We start from the raw sequence: 21,545 nt of genomic DNA, 5'->3' as shown, positions 1-21,545 counted from the left end.
TGGCAGTTGGCTGGCAACTCGACCAATAAAGGAATGAACTCTGTGAAAAAAGAAATCTCTTCCATTTATTACGTGCGGTTCTTCGCCATGCTGTTCGTGGTGCTTGTCCATACGACCGCCCAATACCGGCACCTGTTCCCGGCGCCCTCGATCCAGAACACGTTCTATTTCTTCCTGAACAACATTGTCCGGGTCGAAGGCGGCATGTTCGTCATGATCATGGGAATCGTCTTCTTCTATATGTACCGCGACCGCCCGTTCACGAAAGACGTATTGCTCACCTACTGGAAAAAACGCGTCACCTACATACTGATTCCCTACGTCGTCTGGTCACTCATCTACGAAGTCGAAATGTGGCATTATCAGGACCGGCCGCTCGTCCTCAGCGACATCATTCACCGGCTCTTGTTCGGGGAAAGCAAGTACCAGCTCTACTTCATCTTCATCGTCGTGCAATTCTACTTGGTCTTTCCCCTGCTGGTCATTCTCGTGCGCAAGTTTGCGTTTTTCCGGAAATACTTGTGGCTCTTCGGGATCCTCGCGGAGTACGGCTATTTCCAGTTCACGATGCACACGGATTTCGTGACCGTCCCGCTCCTGTTCAGCTTCATCGGCTCGTACATGCTCGGCGCCTGGATCGGTGTCCATTATGAGACGATCATCGATAAGATGTCGAAAAAGAAGATGGCCCTCTCCGGAGCGGCGGGTCTGCTGTTCGGTCTGACGTATGTGTTCATCCGCTACCGGAATACGTATTTCGAGCGGCTGCCGATCGACGACGACTATTATAAGATGATCGGCATCCTGTTCAAGGTGATCGGCAGTCTGTTCTTCTTCTACTTTGCCGAATATCTCGTGCGCTGGTCCCGCAAAGTATCGGTCCACCGGATGCGGAGCGTGGCGGCCTACTCGTTCGGCTTCTACCTCATGCATCCCCTCGTCCTGTTCCAGGTGATGAAATACTTGCCGACCCGCGGCACGCCGCTGTCCTGGCACGTGACGATATTCCTGCAATATACGATCACGGTGATCCTCTGCTATCTGATCATCTGGACGTTCCACCGGTTCGTGCCATTCGCAAGCTTCATCTTCGGGAAACTGCCGAAGAAAGCCCCGCTGTTCTGGCAGGTCAAAGAATAAGCTGCTCCCCCCGCTGCCGAGAAATTTCTGCGGGCGCAAAAGGAAGTTTATTTTTTGCAGAAAATTGTTTATGATGAACAAGGGGGCGATGATTTTGAAGAAACCGATGATCTTACTGGCGGCAGGACTCCTGCTCGCCGCATGCAGCAATACGGATAATGCTGACAAACCGTCAGAGAACGATACAGCGCCGGCAGCGGAACAGCCGGCAGAGCAGAATGACGCGTCTGGACTGGAGGAAGGGCTGAAAGGCGATACGGAAAAAGTCGAATTGCCCGATGTTGCTTCCGGTGACGTGCCGGCGAACAAGAAAGTGAACTTCACAGGCACCGTATTCGCAGCCGAGGATGGCAAGTACGGCTTGAAGGCAGACGTCACTGACGCAGCGGAGGATGTGCTGTGGGTCGACGATCTGCGGCTCGGTGAACGGACGGAGATCCCGGAAGGCACCGAAGTGACCGTCTACGGCAGCTATACGGAAAAGGACGATCAGGGCGTCCCTGTCGTGAAAGCTGTCTTCATCGATACGAAATAAGTACGCCTGCAAGCCCCCTTTCGAGGGGGTTTTTTCATATTAATTCTCTTTTTCCTAGTATCCCTCTTGATTTCTCCGTAATTAGGCATAAAATAGAAAAGTACTTTCATGAAGGAGCGTAATGAGATGAAAAAGATAAATCAATCGATTTTCCAGCGCTATTGGAATCCGTATGTCGTTTTGGCGATCGCGGGAATCCTGAGCGCTGTCTATTTTGGACTGACCTCGACGGTATGGGCCGTCACCGGTGAATTCACCCGGCTCGGCGGGGACATCCTCAAACTGTTCGGCGTGGATATTTCCGGCTGGGCGTACTATGACATGGTGCATTTGAAAGGGACGACGTGGAGCCGCCCTGACGGCTGGATCGTCTGGGGCATGTTTGTCGGGGCGCTCGTCATGGTGCTCCTGAGCAACAGCTTCAAGATCCGGCGGCCGCAGCAAAAACGTCGTTACGTCCAGGGACTCATCGGCGGAATCGTCGCCGGGTTCGGGGCACGGCTCGCGCTCGGCTGTAACTTGGCCGCGTTCTTCACAGGCGTGCCGCAGTTTTCGTTCCACTCTTGGATCTTCATCGTCGCGACAGGCATCGGGACGTTCTTCGGAGCGAAGCTGACGAAGACACGCTGGTGGAAAGGCAAGCCGACGCTGACCCGGGGCTCCGGGAAGCCGGCACCTGCGAAAGCGCGCGTCATCCAGCCGTACATCGGCGGGGCCATTGCGATCGTCTACCTCGCGCTGACCGTCTACTTCTTCGTGACGGGCCAGAAACTGCTCGGCCTTGGAGCACTGTTCGGACTGGCGTTCGGCATCCTGATCGAGCGCGGGCAGATCTGCTTCACATCTGCATTCCGTGACCTGTTCCTCGTCGGCCGGAGCGTCATGGCGAAAGCGATCATTCTCGGAATGGCGGTCAGTTCCATCGTGACGATCATCGTCATCTCCGTCTACGGCCTGACGCCGATCACGCAGATCGCTGCACTCAGCACGTTCATCGGCGGCGCCCTGTTCGGGTTCGGTATCGTCATGGCGTCCGGCTGTGAAACCGGGATGATGTACCGCCTGATGGAAGGACAGGTGCTGTTCCTGCCGGTGTTCGCCGGCAATGTCATCGGAGCCACGATCCTTGCATATGCATGGGATCATCTCGGTGTCTATGATACACTCGTCAAAAGCGGAGCCAAAGTCAACCTGCTCGATTCACTCGGGCCAGTCGGAGCAATTGCTGCGACCCTGGCCATGCTTGCTGTCCTGTACGGGCTGACGGTTTACCGCGAAAAGCAATATCATCGTAAAATTGTACTGGCGAAAGGAGCGAAACAGCATGCAAACTGATCTGGAAGCCGATTTCACACTCGACCTGCGCGGCGAATCGTGTCCGTATCCGGTCATCTATACACTGGAAGCACTCGAAGGCATGAACAAAGGCGAACTCCTGCAAGTCATCACCGACTGCCCGGGATCGTTCCGCAACGTGCCGGAAGAAGCAATCGCACATGGCTATACGTTCGCAAAGGATCCTGTGAAGAATGGACAGGAATACTTGTTCTATATTTATGCATAAGCAAAAGCAGAAGCCATTCACCGGCTTCTGCTTTTTTATATTTCCGGGAAAAACGCACTGCCCAGCTGCGGTTCCTTTTCCTGCATAACATATAACAAACAGTGTAAAGGAGGGAATCGTTTTGCCAAAAAGCAGTCGTGAGGAGCTGCAGAGCCTGTCCACACAATTTCTGGAGATTTTCATTAAAGATGTGTTTTCGAAACACAAGGTGAACACCTCTTCCGTTAAGGACTCGATGTCAGAGGAGCAGCGGCAGCAATTGAAGACTACTGTTGAGAAACTGAAAGGTCAGGTGGAGGATTTTCTGCAAAACCAGTCTACCGTGAAGTCGGACATGGAGAAGGAGGCAAAAGAACAGCCTTCCAGCAGCCCGCTGCGAGAGTCATTCCGTTCAAAAAAAGAGACGGAGGATATTCCTGATACGCCGGACGAATAACGGCCGGTTATCATGTTATCCGTCCAATCTGCCGGTAGGAAGCTGAATATAGTAGGAAAGAAAAGAAAGGAGATGAAATGAAGTGAGCAGTATGTATAATTCGAGTGAAGAAGAATGGTGTGCACTTGACCCATCTGCAAACCATCCATGCAATCCTTGCGGTTCGTCGGACAACGGAGATATCACCAACACTGCAAACGTCCTGTCAGACATCGATCAGTCTTCACATGAATTGATTGTCATCCGTGATTCGTGTGACGTCACTGTTTCTACGTCAGATACCCAGATCGCGGTATCCCTGCAGGCCGCTCTCCAAGTCGCGATTGCTGTTGTGGTCAATATCACCATCGCGGACAGTGCCCGTGCTGAGAAAGTAACACAAGAACTACTGGAACGTGCGCAGATCCGCCAAGCCAACTACCAGCGGCTGATCATCGTGAATTCCCGGGGCGTTGACGTGACGACAACAGATACGGATGTCGCCATTTCCCTCCAGCTGCTTCTACAGATCCTCGTCGCACTCGTGGCCCAGTTGGATATCTTGTAACCAGATGGATACAAGTAAGGATGAAACAGACAAAAGCCTCTCTCCGATTACCGGAAGAGGCTTTTGCATTCTTTCCCTGTCATTCAATCAAGTTTCACCCGCTGCAGCCGCAATGCATTCAGCACGACGGAGACGGAACTGAATGCCATCGCCGCACCCGCGACCCACGGGGCAAGCAGGCCGAGCGCGGCAATCGGGATGCCGATCGTATTGTAGAAAAAGGCGAAAAACAGGTTCTGCTTAATGTTGCGCATCGTTTTACGGCTCATGATGATAGCATCCGCCACACTGTTCAAATCGCCGCGCATGAGCGTAATGTCTGCCGCTTCGATGGCGATATCCGTCCCGGTACCGATTGCCATACCAATGTCCGCAAGAGCCAAGGCAGGTGCGTCGTTAATGCCATCACCGACCATAGCCACCTTTTTCCCCCGCTCCTGCAATTCTTGGATCTTCCCGCTTTTTTCTTCGGGCAGTACTTCTGCGATGACATGGGACAGGCCGACCTGCCGACCGATCGCTTCTGCTGTATGTCGGTTATCGCCCGTCAGCATGATGACGTCGAGTCCGAGATCGCGCAGCCGCTTGATCGCCTCTTTGGACGTTTCCTTGACAGTATCCGCTACGGCAATGACACCTGCTAAATTGCCGTCGATCGCAATGAGCATCGCCGTCTTCCCTTCATTCTCCATGTCCTCCATGGTGGGTTCGATGTTTTGAAGGGCAATGTCTCTGCTCCCCATGAGCTTTCTCGTTCCGACAAGCACATGTTTCCCTGCAACTTCCGCTTCGATTCCATAGCCAGGAAGCGCCTTGAACGTTTTCGGTTCGAGCAAAGCGATTCCTCTTTCTCTGACACCCGTTACAATAGCTTGTGCTAAAGGATGCTCAGACTGGGTTTCTGCGGAAGCGGCCAATTCTAAGACATCCCGTTCTGCAAAACCTTCGGTTGCGATGACGTCCGTCAGTGCCGGCTCCCCTTTTGTCACCGTACCGGTTTTATCCAATACCACGGTATCGATGGACCGGGTATTCTCCAGATGCTCGCCGCCTTTGAAGAGCATCCCCATCTCAGCGGCCCGGCCTGAACCCGCCATGATGGACGTCGGTGTCGCAAGCCCGAGTGCACACGGGCAGGCAATGACGAGGATGGAAATGGTCGGAATCAAAGCAGAACGGAAATCGCCCGGCATCACGGCGAAGTACCAGACGAAAAATGTCACGACAGCGATGCCGACGACAATCGGAACGAACACACCTGAGATTTTATCCGCGAGGCGCTGGATGTCCGCTTTCGACCCTTGCGCCTCTTCCACCACTTTGACGATCTGCGACAGCGCACTGTCCCTGCCGACGTTTGTCGCTTTTATCTGCAGGGACCCATTCTTATTGATGGTCGCACCGATGACCGAATGACCGACCGCCTTATCGATCGGGATACTTTCACCTGTGATCATCGATTCATCGATCGCCGACTGACCGGCAACGATTTCGCCGTCCACCGGAATTTTTTCACCCGGTTTGACGATGATGATATCTCCAGTTGCCACTTGTTCAATCGGGATGTCCTGTTCCACACCGTCTTTCAGGACGCGTGCAGTTTTCGCCTGCAGACCGAGCAGTTTCTGGATTGCCTGACTCGTCTTCCCTTTCGCCCGCACTTCGAACAACTTCCCGAGCAGGATCAGCGTAAGGATGACAGCGGAAGCTTCAAAATACAGCTCCGGCTCACCTGTACTGCCGGCGTTCATCCATTCAAACGTCAGGAACAGACTGTAGAAATAGGCAGCGCTCGTACCAAGTGCAACGAGGACGTCCATATTGGCACTTTTACTGCGCAGCGCGTTGAACGCCCCTTTGTAGAACTGAGCGCCGATGATGAACTGCACAGGTGTCGCGAGGGCCAGCTGCACCCACGGATTCATGAGGAATGCCGGCAGGTAGATGAATGACGTGAATTCGAAATGCGCAACCATCGTCCATAATAACGGCAGCGTCAAGATCGCCGAGAAGATGAATTTGCGGGTCTGTCTCTGTATTTCCTGTTCTTTGTGATCGATCTTTTCCGATCCGTCCGTCTTCGGAATCAGGTCAAAGCCCATCTTCTTCGCTGCGGCGGCCATCTCGGCAGGACCCGTCCGGCCGCTGTCATAGACGACGGTCAGTGTCTCGAGCGCAAAATTGACAGCCGCACTTGTAACACCATCCATCCTGCCCAGCCGCTTTTCGATTCGGGCAGCACAGGCGGCGCACGTCATGCCGGCCACGTCGAACTCGGCCTTATCCTGAATAACATGGTACCCGAGCTTCTCGATTTTTTCCGTGACGTCCTTTGTGCTGACGAGCTGCGGATCATAGACGACGGTCGATGTCTCGAGCGCGAAATTGACGTTCGCTTTCTCCACGCCGTCCATCCGGCTGAGCCCTTTTTCAATACGGTTCGCACAAGCCGCACAAGTCATGCCTTGGATCTTAAGCGTTTCCTCCGTTGGTGCCATGCCGTTCCCTCCTATACCTGTAAGGGGTATATTTCAGTGAAAAGAAAGGATTATACGTCTGCCGTATAATCCATTTTTCGTTACACGATATCGTAGCCCTGGTCTTCAATCGTTTCTTTCACTTGTTTCAGCGTTTCGTCGCTATCATAGCTGACAGTCACTTGGTTCGCCGCCAGATCCGCTTTGACGGATGAAACACCCTTCAATTCCCCAACATTCGTTTCGACCGCGCTGACACAGTGGTCGCACGACATTCCTTCAACTTTCAATACTGCTTCCATGATGAATTCCTCCTGTCTATTGGTTTATCTGCTTACTTATTTGGTCATCGTCTTCATGACGCTCATCAGTTCCTGGATCGCCGCTTCGCCGTCCTGTCCTTTGATGGCGTTGACGACACAGTGGTGGGTGTGGTCCTCCAGCAGGGCGAGCGACACTTTGTTCATGGCCGACTGGATGGCGCTGATCTGATGGAGGATGTCGACGCAGTAGCGGTCATTTTCCACCATCTGATGAACACCGCGGACTTGCCCTTCGATGCGCTTGAGCCGGTTCAGCAGCTGCTGTTTGTTCGGCTGGACAGTCGTTTTCGCTGATCCCGTCATCTGCTTCACTCCTCGGGAGATGATATACCCTATACCCCTATCTTAACAAGGCGTTTTACCAATTGCAACAGGTACGGTCCGGTACCCCATGACGCTGCAGGCCGCCTGTGAGATACTGGAGGAAACAGGATAAGGGGTGTTCAGATTGAAACGATTATTGGATTGTACAGCTTCGGATTTCAGGCAGATGGACGGGCAGGCGCTGCGGCGGTCGATTCAGGCGTGCGAGGGGCGCGTATTGCTGTCGGAGACGATTGCAAATGCGTCGCCCCTGTATCCCAGTGTCACAAACGCGGAACTGGCAGCATCGTTCGGCGCGGATTTGCTGCTGCTGAATGTGTTCGATGTGTTCCATCCGGCGATCGAAGGCTGTCCGGATGCGGAGGAAGTAAATGGGGAGTCTGTTGTCGGACGCATCAAACGGCTGACCGGGCGTCCCGTCGGCCTGAACTTGGATCCGGTTGATCCGGATGCTGAACAGGCGGAACAGCTCGATGCTCTGCCCGCCGGACGTCTCGCGACACGCGAAGCGCTGAACGCGGCGAAACAGCTCGGCTTCGACTTCGTCTGCCTGACGGGCAACCCGAAAACCGGCGTCACGAACGATGCGACCGTTGCCGCAATCCAGCTGGCTCGGGACGTGTTCGGGGAAAGCGGCCTGATCATCGCCGGCAAGATGCACGGCGCCGGCGTGGCGGGTGAAATGGGCAGCCGTCTTTTGTCCGAAGACGTGCTGGCGGACTTTATCGATGCTGGCGCGGATGTCATTCTCATGCCGGCTCCGGGAACCGTGCCGGGCATCACTGTTGCCGCAGCGGAACAATATGTCCAATTCGTCCACTCAAAGGGTGCGCTGGCCATGCTGACAATCGGCACGAGCCAGGAAGGTGCCGACGAGTCGACCATCCGCCAGATTGCCCTGAACAGCAAAATGGCTGGTGCTGACATCCATCATATCGGCGACACCGGTTTCTATGGGATTGCCGTGCCGGAAAACATCATGGCCTATTCCATCGCAATCCGCGGACGCCGCCATACGTATGTGCGGATGGCGAAATCGGTACTCCGATAAGCCCTATTGCCGGATCTTCATATCTTCCAGTGAACGCAGCAGCCGGAGCCGTGCAAATGGCTGAACTCCCCAAAGCATCAGGAACAGGACTGCCCACAAAATAGTCACACCGGCAAAAACAAGCCCGCTGTCCGGAAAAATCAGCAAAAACAGCGTAAAGAGACTATTCAGCAGAAAGAAACCAAGGATAAGCATTAGTTGAGATAAAAGCCAGCGTCTTCCGCTGCGGACCATTCCCGGCAGTTCCGCAGCAGAAGGAGCTGTTACGTATACCCAGCTGTCCCTGCTCCTCTCCGTCAAAAAGTAGGTTAAACCGATCAGCAAAGCAGATAGAACCAGGCTCATCGCAGCAGCTGTCACCAGCACAGCGAGCCGGCCAGTTATGACTGACACCGTCCAGCTGCCAAAATACGCATTCAAGATAACTCCCACAGTACCTGATAAAAGGGCAAGCCCTGTACTCTGCTTTCCTCCGAAACTTTCAAAGAAACGCCGCTCCTCTGTATCATAGTACAGTGTCCTGTAGACCGACTTGTCATATTGGACAGGGATGTATGTACGTTTCATCACCTTCACCTCCTCTAGAATCATACGTGAAACTGCAGGAGACTTCAAAACACACATGTAATCGCACTCCGCGTATCCTCACTTCACTCTGAGCCTTTTCTCCCGCTTCGGGCGTGGATATTTATCCACATCCCTTCTCCCTTCTTCCTGACTCGTTTTATACGTCAGGTCTTTCTGCACTACTAGTTTAGTGTAAGTCTTACTTAAGAATCGTTTGAAAAAATAGTCCATTCGAAGAATGTATAAACTGGTATAGTTATCCTAGTAATAGTATTCATAAAGGAGCGAAACAAATGAAATTGAAGTCTATGATGATGGGCAGTATCGCTGCATCACTCTTATTGCTGGGAGCTTGCGGAAGCGCAAAAGATACAGATGAGGAAACTGCATCTGCCACAGCTTCAGAACCGGCGTCAGCTGAGAAGAAAAAAGAAGAGACGGCAGCCGAAACAACTGAAACCGAAGAACAGACAGATACAGAGGAAACAGAAGGCAGCGAAACAGAAGCAGCTGAGGCATCAGAAAGCGGTTCTGCTGAGAATCTCAACCCATATATTGAGGAAGAAACAGGAGGCGACGTAGAAATCGTCTTCACGAACAACGATCCGAAATTGACGCATGACTATTCCGATAAGGTGTCCTTGGCGATCGAGTCTTACCAGATCGCCCATGTCACAAATGTAAACGAATCGGCCAAACATAACTTCGATGAAGAAGATGAGGGGTATGTCATCACTTACAAATTCAGCTTCGACACCAAGCTGGATGAGGATGTCTACTTCAATGCAAGCACGATGATGCTGTCCGACGACGGTACGGAGAATCTGTATATGCGCAGAAGTCTCGTTAAGGAGGATGACTGGCTGAAAGGCGATAAGGATAATGCCGGCCGTCAGTACTCTGCAGGCACGTACACAGGCATGCAGGCGTATACGATGACGAAAACCCAATACGAGCGACTGACCGCCCCGACACTGACGGTCGACCGCCCGATGCTTGAGGACGATTTCAAAAAGAGTCTTGGAGACGAAGCAATTTTTAAAATCCCGTTCAATGAAGACGGAGCTGAGAAAGCATCTAAAAGTTCGGCACTCTACGCCGACAAGATGGTGACCGATACGATTGCGGACAAAGAATTGTTCTTCTCCAAAGAAGACATTCAAGAAACAAAAAAAATCGACGGTGTTTCCATTACATTGGAGGGTGTCCAATATGCTGACATCACGCCGACAGCTGCCCACGCTGACCGCTTCCGTAATTTTGGAGACGGCCCGCTTGTCGCAGTGACAGCCAAGCTCACGGTAGACAACAACAGCGATGCGGCCTTCGCCAAATCTTTTGCAGATGCCCGCCTGCTTCTCGATCAGAACCGCGGAACGATGCTGTCTGAAGGCATGCTGGAACCAACGCTGTACGATGACCAGCAGCCCGGAGAATCGGAGGAGTATCTTAAAGTCTTCCTCTTCCGCAAAGACGAATTCGACTTACTGAAGAACCTGAGCCTGCAATTTGGCCCGCTCGCAGATGGTAATGCGAAAAAACTATTCAAAGAACAATCGGTGACGTTTGAATTACCGATGAAGTGATACAAGCGCGGCATCCATGCTGATGCCGCGCTTTTACTCTGGAGACAGGTGTCTTGAAACATAGATGACAAATCTCAGAATGTATTGCTGTTTATTACTTGATTGAATATACTAATTGAAAAGGAGGTCGAATATTCCATGACTTCAGAGAACGGAAATCTTTTCAATAGAGAACGACCAGAGGAACCCGAACGGAAACCGGAACGGAAAGAAGGAGAACCGACTGCTGCGTTTAAAGGCGCTTCCCTGGCGGCGCTGCTGATTGGCGTAGCCGCTTATCTTCTCGGACTGTATAATGCGACGATGGAGCTGAATGAAAAAGGCTATTACTTTGCCATCTTGATATTTGGACTCTATTCCGCTGTCTCCCTGCAAAAAGCGGTCCGGGACAGAGACGAAGGGATCCCCGTAACCAATATCTACTACGGCATCAGCTGGTTCGCCCTGATTGTGTCCATCTTGCTGATGGCCATCGGTCTGTACAACGCCGGAAGTATTATTTTAAGTGAAAAAGGATTCTATGGAATGGCCTTTGTTCTAAGTATCTTCTCGGCGATCACTGTCCAGAAAAACGTGAGGGATACACAGAAGGCAAGAGGGCTAGAGTGAGAAGCCCTAGTTTTCCTGATCGATATACGTTGTGAATGGGGCATCAGACAAGTTATAGGAACATGTTCGTCGTCACTTTGAAAACTAGTTAATTATGGATTTACTTACAACAATCTAACAATTATCTGCCAGAATCAGCTGGCCATTTCTTCTCAACTTATTCTATGTCATTATGATGCCTGCAGTATAATGTATTGGTTTTCTCAGTTCTGTGAAAAAGCAACATATAGAGGTGACTTCGTGGATAGTAAGAAAAAAGCATTCGTTATCGTAGATGTACAAAAGGCTTTTGACGATGAGAAATGGGGGGAACGCAATAATCTTAATGCGGAGGAAAATGTCAGCCTGATTTTAAAGCGTTGGAGAGAAGAGGGCTGGTTGGTGATCCATATCCAGCATGTTTCTGATGATCCCCAGTCATTATTTCATCCGAAAAAAGACACCTTCGCGATAAAGGAATTGGCAAAACCTCAGGGTGATGAAGTCGTTATCCAGAAAAAAGTGAACAGCAGTTTTATTGGTACAAATTTAAAGGATTATTTGAGAGCAAATGATGTATCGGAAGTTGTAATTGCAGGGTTGACTACGCCACACTGTGTATCAACGACTACACGTATGAGTGGTAATTTAGGTTTTACCACCTACCTGGTCTCTGACGCAACAGCTGCCTTTGGTTTGAAGGACCAGAATAATCACTACTACGACGCAGACACAATACACAATATCACATTAGCTACTCTTCATGAGGAGTTTGCAACAGTGCTTACGACAGATGAATTAATGAATGATCTTCTAAGCTGACGAGCATCTATAGTTTTTGCAGGATTCGTTTGTTGCTGTCAAGCTCTATGCAGGCCATTTTTAATGATTTCAATAAATATATATCAAAATAGTAGAAGTCAGCAGCAGAGGATGTCTTCTATAAGAGCGGTCGTCGTATATTCAATGTTTGTTTGAAAAGTAATCCCCTCACACTTAGCCAAAGCGGAGGGTGATTGCTTTTTTCTATGAAAAAATAATGGTTTCCTTTCACAGCTGTAAGATTACATGATCGACCAGCTGTCGATCAAATCGCTCGAGTCGCAGGAAGTTCAAAAAGGTAACTTATTTAAGAGCTGTCTCCAGTTTTAATTTACAAATGTAGGGCTGTTCTAGAAACTGAGTTTGTACTGACTCTCTAGACTACCGCCACCTTCTCCCTCTACCTTCACGCCTCCTGATACTGTTTCAGCCGCTGGTAAACAGCCCAGTTACAAAGGAGGGCTATCGCCACTAACACGACCATTGTTAGAACCATGTTTTGCATGAAGTAGGTGAGGAAGAATTCCGTTTTCGTGCTCATCAGCGTCAAAAAGTCTTGGACGGCGTAGTTGTTGATGGGAAACAGGTTGAGCAGGTGATAAATCGGTCCTCTTTTCACCAGTTGCGTCAGTGCTTTCGGCAATAGGAAGATTCCGAGTGCAATCAGCAGAGCACTGAACGGCGATCGTGTGGCAGACGAAATATAGAGCGTGATGCCTACTATTGCCAGCAGGCCGATCAACTGAAGTGCCACCGCTAACCCGTATACTTGCAGCTGATTGAGCTCCACGGGAAATGTAAACAATTCCATAGAAAAATTCGTTTGAATGCTCGTGTCCCAGCCTGTGAAGCCACTGTTGTATAAAGCAAACGCACCGAGTGAAACACCATGGATAAAGAGGAACGCCAAGACGGAAATGAAAGTGCCGGCTATGATTTTCGCTACGGTCATTTGCTTTCTGCCACGCCTAGTAGACAGCAATAACGGATTCATATTTCTGGATGTGTCGCTGGAGAAAACAAGACTGCACAGTAAAATCGAAAGCGTGCTGATGAGGAGGAACAACTGGTTCGTCACGTGATAGAAGTCTTTCCAAGTCACGAAACTCCCCATCTTCAAGGGCTTTTCGAATTCGGTGAAGCCAATTTCCTCTATTGATTTCACCTTTATTTGGTCAATTGTGAGCGTCTCCCCTTGTTTGACTGCCGTATTCATCCGGTCGTAAATATTTTCCCCATTAGCAATGAACGTATTCGCCACTTCCCAGGAAAACAAGTCAAATCCCCTATTGTTGACGTCGTCCTGCTGGAAGCGTCCTATGTAATTTGAAAGAACATCTTGTACTCGTTGATCGGTAAATTCACCGGTGCTCCGCTCGACTATCTGATGATAATTTTCAACCCCTTTCCGTTCGATACCTTGTAGCTGTGCATGATACATGCCGATGTACAAAATGCCGGCCAGCACGAATAGGGAGATGACGAGTGCCCCGATAAAGGTCCGGTTCTGCTGAATTTTTTCCATTTCATATTTCACAATGGTCTTCATCGTACCGCCTCCTCCCTGAAATAATAGAGATACAAATCTTCCAATGTCGGCTGCACGTGTTTCGCTTCAGGAGCGGGCTTTTCCTTAGAAATAATACGGAGTACCGTCTTGTTGCCTGCATGTTTTTGATTGCTGATCAAGTGCTGCTGAAGCATCCCGGCGAGCCTGTCATTTTCTACCTCTGTCTCCCAAACGCATCCGCTGATAGTGTCGATCAATCTGAAGGAAGGCCCCCTGTTTTCAAGAACTCCTTTGTTTAGGACAAGAATTTCATCTGCAATATATTCGATGTCTGACACGATATGCGTGGAGAGGAGGACAATTTTGTTTTCAGAGAATGAACTGATCAAATTCCTGAACCGCACGCGCTCTTTTGGATCCAAACCGACAGTCGGTTCGTCGAGGATCAATACTTCGGGATCGTTGATCATCGCCTGCGCAATGCCAAGCCGTTGTTTCATGCCGCCGGAGTATGTTTTGATCTTTTTATTCCGTACATCCTCCAAGCCCACCAACTCTAAAAGTTCTACGCATCTTTTTTTCGCGACGTTCTTATGGATGCCTTTGAGCGCCGCGATGTATAACATGAACTTCATGCCGGTGAAGTCCGGGTAATAGCTGAAATCCTGGGGCAAAAATCCAAGTATCGAGCGGAACGCGTCTGAATTGGCACGGGTATTCTCCCCGTTGTATGTCACTGTGCCTGTCGTTTGCTTAAGCACCCCGCTTATGATTCGAAATAGCGTCGTCTTTCCTGATCCGTTCGATCCGAGAAGGCCGTAAATCCCCGGCGTTAAGCGAAAGGATACGCGATTCAGCGCGATTGTATCATCATAGCTTTTCGTCAGATCTTTTAATTCCAGTTGCATTCGTAAAACGCCTCCCATTTGTTCTGCTTCACGGTTCCCATGACAATCAACCCTAACCATATGGCTGACACGGTAAAGCCGATCCCCCAATACAACATGCTGAATTCATAAATATTATAAGCGCTAATAATAATTACAAAGCCCATCAGCAGCAGTCCTGCCCCAATCCAGAAAACGAAAGACGTCAGTCGGTTCCGCCAGATCGTGAACAGGGACAACAGGACGATGCATGTGATGTTAAATGGAACGAGCAAGTATAGAAAAATGTGCCAGAACGGAATCATGGCGACACCTTGACAGATGAAGGCCAGGCAGACGATCAGACACAAGTCGGCTGCGCCGAAAATCAGCAACTTAGCTGCGGTATGCTGACGCAAGTCATACTTCAGCGTCTGTTCCAATTCCCACATGCCGGTCGTAACGCTGTGAAATACTTCTTCCATGAAGAAAATCGCAGAAAAAACAAGCACGACAGTCACGCATTGAATGATCAGTACAGAGGACACGGTGTTGACGGCCTTTGTGATGAAAACCGCTGTGACGAGAAGCAATACTACTTGGATCAGCCACGTACGCAGCCTTGTGAAACGCAGGGACGAGCCAAACAGGTTGAGCATTGAATACCGATGAAGCTGATTTTGATGGATTGCCCGCTTACCTAACTCAACGACCAGCCGTTTCTGTGCGTCGTCCGATTTGACTTCATACTGGGCTATTCTCTTCATCGTTTTGTCATCCATTTTGATACTCCTCCCGGTTGAGTGCTCTGCTTAACTTTTTTAACCCTTGGTGAATGCGAGATTGAGCCGTGGCAACCCCTGTTCCGGTGATGGTAGCGATGTCTTTCACCTTTAACTCATGGTAATACTTCAAGATCAGCGCCTCCCTTTGCACGTCCGGCAGCTGATTCAATGCTGCCTGCAGCTCGTTTGCACTCTCCTGCTTGATCAGCTGATGGACAGCGGTCTCTGACTCGGAAGGCAAAACGGTCTCATCCAGCTCAAACTGCGCCAACTTCTTTTTTCGATATTGGTTGTTACACACATTAACCGTTATCGTAAATAAGTAATTGAAGAACTTTCCGCTGAACCGATAGTCCCCTATGTTTTCGACCACTTTTAAAAAGATTTCCTGCGTTAAATCCGTTGCCAGCGCCCGGTCCCCTAGACACCGCCTTACGCAGAACGAAAAGATTTGATCGTAGTATTTGGCCACCAGCGTTTCCCACGCGTCAGTATCTCCCGCCTGGATCTTCCGGATCAACCTATAGTCCTCAAATGTCTTCACCTTCCCAACACGCCCTATCGAAAAAAATACCTCTCACTCTAGATTAACAGCGAATCTCTGAAAATCATTTAACTTTTTTGATTTTCAATAAAAGTGGATACTAATCTGGCAACGCAAAAACGGCCTGTTCAGAAATGATCTCTGTAACAGGCGGTTACCTATAAAATAGCAATGGCACTCGCAATCCCTTCTCAACTATGAGATAATTAGAACACCTGTACTACCACTGAAACGAGGTGCTGTCATGAAACCGGTGATCCTCGCCGAAAAGCCGTCGCAGGCAAAGGCGTATGCCGATGCGTTTTCGGCTCGCAAACATGAGGGCTATATGGAGATCCTGCCGTGTCCGGTGTTTCCGGAGGGGGCTTTTTTGACATGGGGTGTCGGCCACCTGGTTGAGCTGAAGGAGCCGCATACGTACAACCCTTCCTGGAAACGGTGGTCCCTCGGCAGCCTGCCGATCTTGCCTGACCGCTATGAGTTCGAGGTGTCGAAGGGGAAATACAAGCAGTTCCAAGTCGTGAAAAAGCTGATGAAGAACACCGATACGGTCATTAACGCGTGTGACCCGGACATATCTCCATAAAAGTTCTTGTACATAATAATAATTTCAATCCATTCCAACGTATTATATAGATATCAAACAAGAATTTATTTTGCACACAAATGTAAAAATGCACATAACCAGATTAATTATCTGGATTTATGTGCACTTCTCAAAAAAGCAGAGGTTTTATAATTCATAACCTTTTAACTAAATTAAATACAATTTTGATCATATCTCCTTAAAATTTCAAGCGTTGAAATTTGAACAAGATTAAGCCGAAATATTGAATCATACTCATTTGAAAGCCCGGGATGAGACCCCTCAGGATGAAGTCTTTTCCAAAACGTCTCAAAGAATCCTTGTCCATTATCCAACCACTCATTTAACCCTTTGTAAAATAACGGTGGATTACATTGGGATAGGGCAGTTCTAGCTGATTGGCTATCACTAAAATGGAGTCCAGTTATTTTCTCAGCTAATGCGTTAAATAACTCTTCTACATAACTCCTTAGCTGACTATTGCAAGCTGCCCAATCACCGCGGTTGAATGCATTATTAGCTTGATTATAATGACCTTTTGCCGTCTCTAGATTGTGCTTATCAAGTAACTTTCCCAATAAGGTTTCATTTGTATTGAAGTCTATATCTGTTTCAAATGTTCTAGTTAATATACCATCTTCTATTACAAACCCATCTTTTAATAGAAGTCTTCTTAATTGCGGATAATTAACAAATTCATTGTTGTCAGTTTTAAAAAAATAATTATTTAATACTGTCTTGCTAATAACATCGTCCACAATCTCATATGTCAGATTGTCACCTAGAATTCCAGGCGTTTGTGGATTTTCCAATAAAAACCCACCGATTGCTAAGACTCTTTGCTCTAAATTATTTCCTACTGCCACTCTATCTAATCCGTACCTAAATGCATATGTACTTAATTCAGAATGTGACTTCAAGTCTCGTAATAAGTACATAATGTCCATTATCGTTGCCCTTGAGAACAATTGTATCCCTCCCTACTTTCATATAAATATATCAGTTCCCAATTGATTACACAAAAGTTATACATTAAGTGTGATTATTTTCTAATAATGGATTACTATTGAATATAAACACCTATGTTAAAGGAGAGAGAATATGTATCTATCTGAGTTAAGTGTTTGGAATTTCAGGAAGTTTTCATCAACAATAGAAGGCGATCCCGGTTTAATCCTTAATTTCACTCCAGGGTTAAACCTATTAGTTGGTGAAAATAATTCGGGGAAAACAGCAATTATAGATGCAATAAAATACACCATTCATACTCAAAGCTATGAAAATATCAGAATTGAGAATGAGGATTTCCATCTGCCTGCCGGAGAAACCGATGAAACAAACAGAGCTTCTGAATTACGTATCGAATGCGTTTTCAAAGGATTTAGCAATGATGAAGCAAAAAACTTCTTAGAATGGCTAGGTATGGAGAAAAATGATCAGGGCAACTACGAATATTATCTTAAAGTGTCTTTAACTGCCAAAAGAAATAAAAGTACTATTTATTATGATATTAAAGCTGGACCAGACCATGAAGGAAAACAACTTAGCGGAGAAGCAAGGAACCTATTAAGAAGTACTTATCTCAAACCTTTACGTGATGCCGAAAAAGAAATGTCACCCAAAAGAAATTCTCGATTAGCACAAATTTTAAACAGTCATGATGCATTTAAAGGAAAGGAAGAAGGACATTATATTTTTGAAGCGATAAAGGAGGCAAATGAAAAGATTCAAAGGTACTTTAAAGGTATAAACCAAGACGGATCTCCATTGCCCAACCAAGAAGGAAAGAAATTATTAAAAGAGATTAATGATTATTTAGATGAATTCGGAGGTATTAACAATAAACTTCAATCAAATTTTACTTTAGCAAAATTAAACCTAAAAAATATACTTGAAAGATTGAACCTAGAAATGACAGATAATAAATCAGGACTAGGTTCTCAAAATTTATTATTTATTGCAACAGAATTGCTACTTTTAAAAAGAAACTCGTACCAAGGCTTAAAATTAGCACTGGTTGAAGAAATTGAAGCCCATTTACATGTACAAGCACAAATTAGATTAATTGATTATCTCCAGGAAGAAGTAAAAAATTCCGATGTACAATTAATTATGACTACACATAGTACCGACCTTGCTTCAAAAGTACGATTAGAAAATTTAATAATCTGCAAAGAAGACAAAGCTTTTCCTATGGGTCAAAATTATACAACTTTAAATAAAGGCGACTACTTATTTTTAGAACGCTTCTTAGACTCGATGAAGGCAAACCTATTCTTTGCACAAGGGGTAATTCTGGTGGAAGGTGATTCAGAAAACTTATTATTACCGACCATCGCAGATATAATAGGAAAGCCTTTCTCCAAGCATGGGGTAACTGTAGTTAATGTAGGTAACACAGCTTTTTTAAGATACTCAAGAATTTTTAAAAGAAAAAATCCAGATCGCGGAGTGTTAAATATTCCTGTTGCGGCTATAACCGATAACGATATTAAGCCCGATTTTTACAAAACAAGAGAACCAGAAGTTAGCACAAAGAGTGATTTAGAAATAGAAAAACCTATAGAACAAAGAAGGGCAGATAAAATCAGCAATATAGATGGTCAAAATGTAAGGTTATTTATTTCTCCTGATTGGACATTAGAATATGATCTTGCATTGGGTAAACTACAAAAAGAATTATTAACTGCTGTTCTTAGGGCAGAAAAAATAGGCAACAGTGATGTCATTGGTTTAACACTCGAAAAGAAGCAAAAAATCACAAAAGACGTCGATGAACTGTATGAAGAGTGGGAGAAAAATAGTACTTCTAATGAAGAAAGAGCTTTTTATATTTATTATGATCTAGTGTTAAAGAAAAAAATATCTAAAGCAATAACCGCCCAATGCTTTGCTGAAATTTTAGAGGACTTGAAAGGGAAGAATCCTGAAAGCATAAAATCCAAACTCCAGAGTGATCCGCAATTACAATATATTGTGCAAGCTATTCACCACGCTACAACCGGAGGTGAGTAACTATGCAGATAACAGATAAAGATATTTTATACTCAGAGGGCCTATTACTAAAAGACGGTGAATCATTTAATGCTGAACGAAGAGAGATTATTGAAAGCTTAGACACTGTAGACGTATTAGCAAGCCCAGGAAGCGGGAAAACAACTACATTACTAGCCAAGTTGGCAATATTAAACACCAAACTACCATTAGAGAATAATGAAGGGATTTGTATCCTTACCCACACCAACACTGCCATTGATGAAGTAAAAAAAAGATTGGGTGTGTCTGGAGTTAATCTTTTTAGATATCCAAATAACTGTAGCACGATACAGTCATTTATCAATCAATTCTTAGCAATTCCGGCTTATATATATTTCTATGGAAAAAGGCCACTTAGGATAGATGATGAAATATACAATGAAGCTATAAATAAAGAACTTTTTAACCATATACCTTGGAAATTACGATATGGTATACAGAAACAGCGTATAGATGTTACAAAAATTAGGTTCAATTTAGACAATTCTACTTTGGTAAACGGCTTACATGGGAACCCTATCTATAAAAATCACGAGAGCGACAGCTATGTTGCTCTAGAAAAATTAAAGGAGAGTATTATGGAGGACGGAATCCTTTGTTATGACGATGCATATTACTTATCTTTTAAATACCTTAGGACACATCCTAATCTTAAAGAGATATTTTCCAAGCGTTTTCGCTATGTCTTTATAGATGAAATGCAAGACACGATGGAACATCAGATTACTTTACTTAATTCAATTTTCGATGAGACCGTTGTTATCCAGAGAATTGGAGATCCAAATCAAGCAATATATGATGATCCTAATGCCACGGGACTTTGGGATATAAACAAAGACTCAATACTTGAAATATCAGATAGTAAGCGCTTTTCGCGTAAGATTGCCTCTGTTGTTCAAAATGTATGTATCAGCCCACAAGAATTGGTTGGCAACTCGTTAATCGAGGAAATAAATCCTCGAATTCTAGTTTTTTCCGAAGCTAGCCAAAAAAATGTGCTTTTACATTTTTCAAGGTTAATTATCGAAAACAATCTACATATCCGTGACAGTAATATTTTCAAAGCCGTTGGATGGGTATCAGAACATGAAAGTGAATTGGGGATAACTAGTTATTGGGATATGTATGAAAAAGAACGTAAAAAGAAAATTGATTTCGATCATTTAAAAAGCTATTTGGCAAAAGGAAATATTGATGAAGTTATAAATCAAGGGAGCAATCTTTATAGAAAAAGAATACTAAGGGGGTTTGTAAAAGCATTAAGAACAATGAATGAAAAAAATGAGGGCAAGTATTTCACAGAACAATCATTTTTAAGGTATCTTCAAGAAAACAATGAAGAAGTTTTTGCTCAATTATTACTAAACCTTTCTAAATGGTGCTTAAAAATCCAAAATGATGAAGAAATATTGAGCGAAGTGACTGCCTTCATTTCTTGTGAAATTAAAGAGATTTTTAAGTGGAGCGATACTTCTAAATTAAATACCTTTTTCCAAACAAAGTCAGAGGATGTGATGGAAGAGCATCAGGTACAGACTAACGTATTTACTTTTTCAGAGGATGAAACAGATGTCAGCATAGAGATCTCTTCCATTCATGGTGTCAAAGGCGAGACACATACAGCCACACTTTATTTAGAAACCTTTTACTTTGATTATGATATTAAACGAATAATAGAGTATTTGAAGGGGCAACACACTAAAACAACCGCCAAAAGAAAACTACAAAACCTAAAGATGACATATGTCGGAATGACACGCCCTTCTCATTTACTTTGTATCGCAATTAGAGAAGAGACTATAGATGGACACGAAGAAGAACTGAAGGCTGCTGGTTGGGAAATTGAATATGTCGATAAGGTAAAATGACTATAGAATTTAATCCGTTTTTAAAAAATTAATATTTATCGTATTAAAAAATAATAAAGAAGTGATTAAAATAAGTAAAATAGCTATCCTAGCCGAAAAACCATCCCAAGCAAAGGCATATGCAGATGCTTTTTCAGTAAAAGCTCGTCATAAAACTCATATTGAGCTAAACCCATGCAACACCTTTCCTTCCGGTCCGATAATTACATGGGGGATTGGACATTTAGTTGAGTTAAAAGAGCCGAAAGAATATCGAAAAGAATGGGCGTCTTGGAATTTAGCTTCTTTGCCGATTCTGCCAAGTAAGTACGAGTATAAGGTGTTTATGGCACACTAGAAATGTAGGAAACGGCAGCTAATTTATGTATAAAAAAAGGCCACTTGCCAACA

22 protein-coding genes are annotated in these 21,545 nt (G+C 46.2%); 13 read left to right on the top strand and 9 right to left on the bottom strand.

Going from position 1 to position 21,545, the window contains the following annotated elements; genetic code table 11:
• Positions 1-42 precede the first annotated feature (42 nt).
• The 6 genes from NFU03_RS07410 (at position 43) to NFU03_RS07385 (ending at position 4,222) form a co-directional block, all read left to right on the top strand.
• Positions 43-1,140, top strand: a complete 1,098-nt coding sequence (locus NFU03_RS07410; RefSeq protein WP_251637506.1) for an acyltransferase — start codon at positions 43-45, stop codon at positions 1,138-1,140.
• A 94-nt stretch (positions 1,141-1,234) separates the two neighbouring features.
• Positions 1,235-1,675, top strand: coding sequence for a hypothetical protein (locus NFU03_RS07405; RefSeq protein ID WP_251637505.1), 441 nt, complete (start codon positions 1,235-1,237; stop codon positions 1,673-1,675).
• Positions 1,676-1,801: 126 nt separating this feature from the next.
• Positions 1,802-3,010, top strand: coding sequence for a selenium metabolism membrane protein YedE/FdhT (yedE, locus tag NFU03_RS07400; RefSeq protein ID WP_251637503.1), 1,209 nt, complete (start codon positions 1,802-1,804; stop codon positions 3,008-3,010).
• A complete protein-coding gene (gene yedF / locus NFU03_RS07395) occupies positions 3,000-3,239 on the top strand; it encodes a sulfurtransferase-like selenium metabolism protein YedF (RefSeq protein WP_251637502.1) in 240 nt (79 codons plus the stop codon). Before yedE ends, yedF begins: the two co-directional genes overlap by 11 nt.
• 121 nt (positions 3,240-3,360) lie before the next feature.
• Positions 3,361-3,675 carry a hypothetical protein gene (locus NFU03_RS07390; RefSeq protein ID WP_251637501.1) on the top strand — a complete coding sequence of 105 codons (315 nt, stop codon included), beginning with the start codon at positions 3,361-3,363 and terminating at the stop codon, positions 3,673-3,675.
• A 91-nt stretch (positions 3,676-3,766) separates the two neighbouring features.
• Positions 3,767-4,222 (top strand): spore coat protein, encoded by a 456-nt coding sequence (locus tag NFU03_RS07385; protein ID WP_251637855.1) that lies wholly within the window; start codon positions 3,767-3,769, stop codon positions 4,220-4,222.
• A gap of 83 nt (positions 4,223-4,305) precedes the next feature.
• Here the strand turns inward: NFU03_RS07385 and NFU03_RS07380 are convergent, their stop codons facing one another.
• From NFU03_RS07380 to NFU03_RS07370, 3 genes are all read right to left on the bottom strand, one after another.
• On the bottom strand, positions 4,306-6,720 hold the full coding sequence (locus tag NFU03_RS07380; protein ID WP_251637500.1) for a heavy metal translocating P-type ATPase: 2,415 nt from the start codon (positions 6,718-6,720) through the stop codon (positions 4,306-4,308).
• 80 nt (positions 6,721-6,800) lie between these two features.
• Entirely contained in the window at positions 6,801-7,001 is a 201-nt protein-coding gene (gene copZ, locus NFU03_RS07375) for a copper chaperone CopZ (protein WP_398289980.1), read from the bottom strand.
• Positions 7,002-7,037: 36 nt separating this feature from the next.
• Complete coding sequence (locus tag NFU03_RS07370) at positions 7,038-7,325, bottom strand: metal-sensitive transcriptional regulator (RefSeq protein ID WP_251637499.1); 288 nt, start codon at positions 7,323-7,325, stop codon at positions 7,038-7,040.
• A 145-nt stretch (positions 7,326-7,470) separates the two neighbouring features.
• Between NFU03_RS07370 and NFU03_RS07365 the strand changes: the two genes are divergently transcribed.
• The gene (locus tag NFU03_RS07365; RefSeq protein ID WP_251637498.1) at positions 7,471-8,397 is read left to right on the top strand and encodes a DUF7916 family protein; all 927 of its coding nucleotides are present in this window, start codon (positions 7,471-7,473) and stop codon (positions 8,395-8,397) included.
• A 3-nt stretch (positions 8,398-8,400) separates the two neighbouring features.
• On the opposite strand, the gene NFU03_RS07360 is transcribed toward NFU03_RS07365, so the two are convergent.
• Positions 8,401-8,964 (bottom strand): hypothetical protein, encoded by a 564-nt coding sequence (locus NFU03_RS07360; RefSeq protein ID WP_251637497.1) that lies wholly within the window; start codon positions 8,962-8,964, stop codon positions 8,401-8,403.
• Positions 8,965-9,257: 293 nt separating this feature from the next.
• On the opposite strand from NFU03_RS07360, the gene NFU03_RS07355 reads away from it, so the two are divergent.
• The 3 genes from NFU03_RS07355 to NFU03_RS07345 all read left to right on the top strand — a co-directional run bounded on the left by NFU03_RS07355 (position 9,258) and on the right by NFU03_RS07345 (position 11,960).
• Positions 9,258-10,550 (top strand): DUF5068 domain-containing protein, encoded by a 1,293-nt coding sequence (locus NFU03_RS07355; protein ID WP_251637495.1) that lies wholly within the window; start codon positions 9,258-9,260, stop codon positions 10,548-10,550.
• A gap of 138 nt (positions 10,551-10,688) precedes the next feature.
• Positions 10,689-11,159 carry an inner membrane protein YiaA gene (yiaA, locus tag NFU03_RS07350; protein WP_251637493.1) on the top strand — a complete coding sequence of 157 codons (471 nt, stop codon included), beginning with the start codon at positions 10,689-10,691 and terminating at the stop codon, positions 11,157-11,159.
• 240 nt (positions 11,160-11,399) lie between these two features.
• Positions 11,400-11,960 (top strand): cysteine hydrolase family protein, encoded by a 561-nt coding sequence (locus NFU03_RS07345; protein WP_251637491.1) that lies wholly within the window; start codon positions 11,400-11,402, stop codon positions 11,958-11,960.
• 406 nt (positions 11,961-12,366) lie between these two features.
• Here NFU03_RS07345 and NFU03_RS07340 read toward each other — a convergent pair whose 3' ends face one another.
• From NFU03_RS07340 to NFU03_RS07325, 4 genes are read right to left on the bottom strand one after another with little or no spacing between them, the layout of a single operon-like run.
• Positions 12,367-13,509 (bottom strand): ABC transporter permease subunit, encoded by a 1,143-nt coding sequence (locus tag NFU03_RS07340; protein WP_251637490.1) that lies wholly within the window; start codon positions 13,507-13,509, stop codon positions 12,367-12,369.
• Positions 13,506-14,378: an ABC transporter ATP-binding protein gene (locus NFU03_RS07335; RefSeq protein ID WP_251637489.1), complete on the bottom strand. Its 873-nt coding sequence runs from the start codon at positions 14,376-14,378 to the stop codon at positions 13,506-13,508. The genes NFU03_RS07340 and NFU03_RS07335 overlap by 4 nt, the downstream gene beginning before the upstream one ends.
• Positions 14,363-15,118, bottom strand: coding sequence for a hypothetical protein (locus NFU03_RS07330; RefSeq protein WP_251637488.1), 756 nt, complete (start codon positions 15,116-15,118; stop codon positions 14,363-14,365). Before NFU03_RS07330 ends, NFU03_RS07335 begins: the two co-directional genes overlap by 16 nt.
• Entirely contained in the window at positions 15,111-15,665 is a 555-nt protein-coding gene (locus NFU03_RS07325) for an RNA polymerase sigma factor (protein WP_251637487.1), read from the bottom strand. Before NFU03_RS07325 ends, NFU03_RS07330 begins: the two co-directional genes overlap by 8 nt.
• Positions 15,666-15,909: 244 nt before the next feature.
• Here NFU03_RS07325 and NFU03_RS07320 point away from each other — a divergent pair, with 244 nt between their 5' ends.
• Positions 15,910-16,251 (top strand): toprim domain-containing protein, encoded by a 342-nt coding sequence (locus tag NFU03_RS07320; protein ID WP_251637486.1) that lies wholly within the window; start codon positions 15,910-15,912, stop codon positions 16,249-16,251.
• Between the two features lie 173 nt (positions 16,252-16,424).
• On the opposite strand, the gene NFU03_RS07315 is transcribed toward NFU03_RS07320, so the two are convergent.
• A complete protein-coding gene (locus tag NFU03_RS07315; RefSeq protein ID WP_251637485.1) occupies positions 16,425-17,198 on the bottom strand; it encodes a hypothetical protein in 774 nt (257 codons plus the stop codon).
• Positions 17,199-17,352: 154 nt separating this feature from the next.
• Here NFU03_RS07315 and NFU03_RS07310 point away from each other — a divergent pair, with 154 nt between their 5' ends.
• A complete protein-coding gene (locus tag NFU03_RS07310; RefSeq protein ID WP_251637484.1) occupies positions 17,353-19,266 on the top strand; it encodes an ATP-dependent nuclease in 1,914 nt (637 codons plus the stop codon).
• Between the two features lie 2 nt (positions 19,267-19,268).
• Positions 19,269-21,155: a UvrD-helicase domain-containing protein gene (locus NFU03_RS07305; RefSeq protein ID WP_251637482.1), complete on the top strand. Its 1,887-nt coding sequence runs from the start codon at positions 19,269-19,271 to the stop codon at positions 21,153-21,155.
• Positions 21,156-21,545: the final 390 nt, after the last annotated feature.

The organism is Sporosarcina sp. NCCP-2716 (assembly GCF_023707985.1).
Classification (GTDB): Bacteria; Bacillota; Bacilli; order Bacillales_A; family Planococcaceae; genus Sporosarcina.
This window is presented reverse-complemented; position numbering and strand designations above follow the sequence as displayed.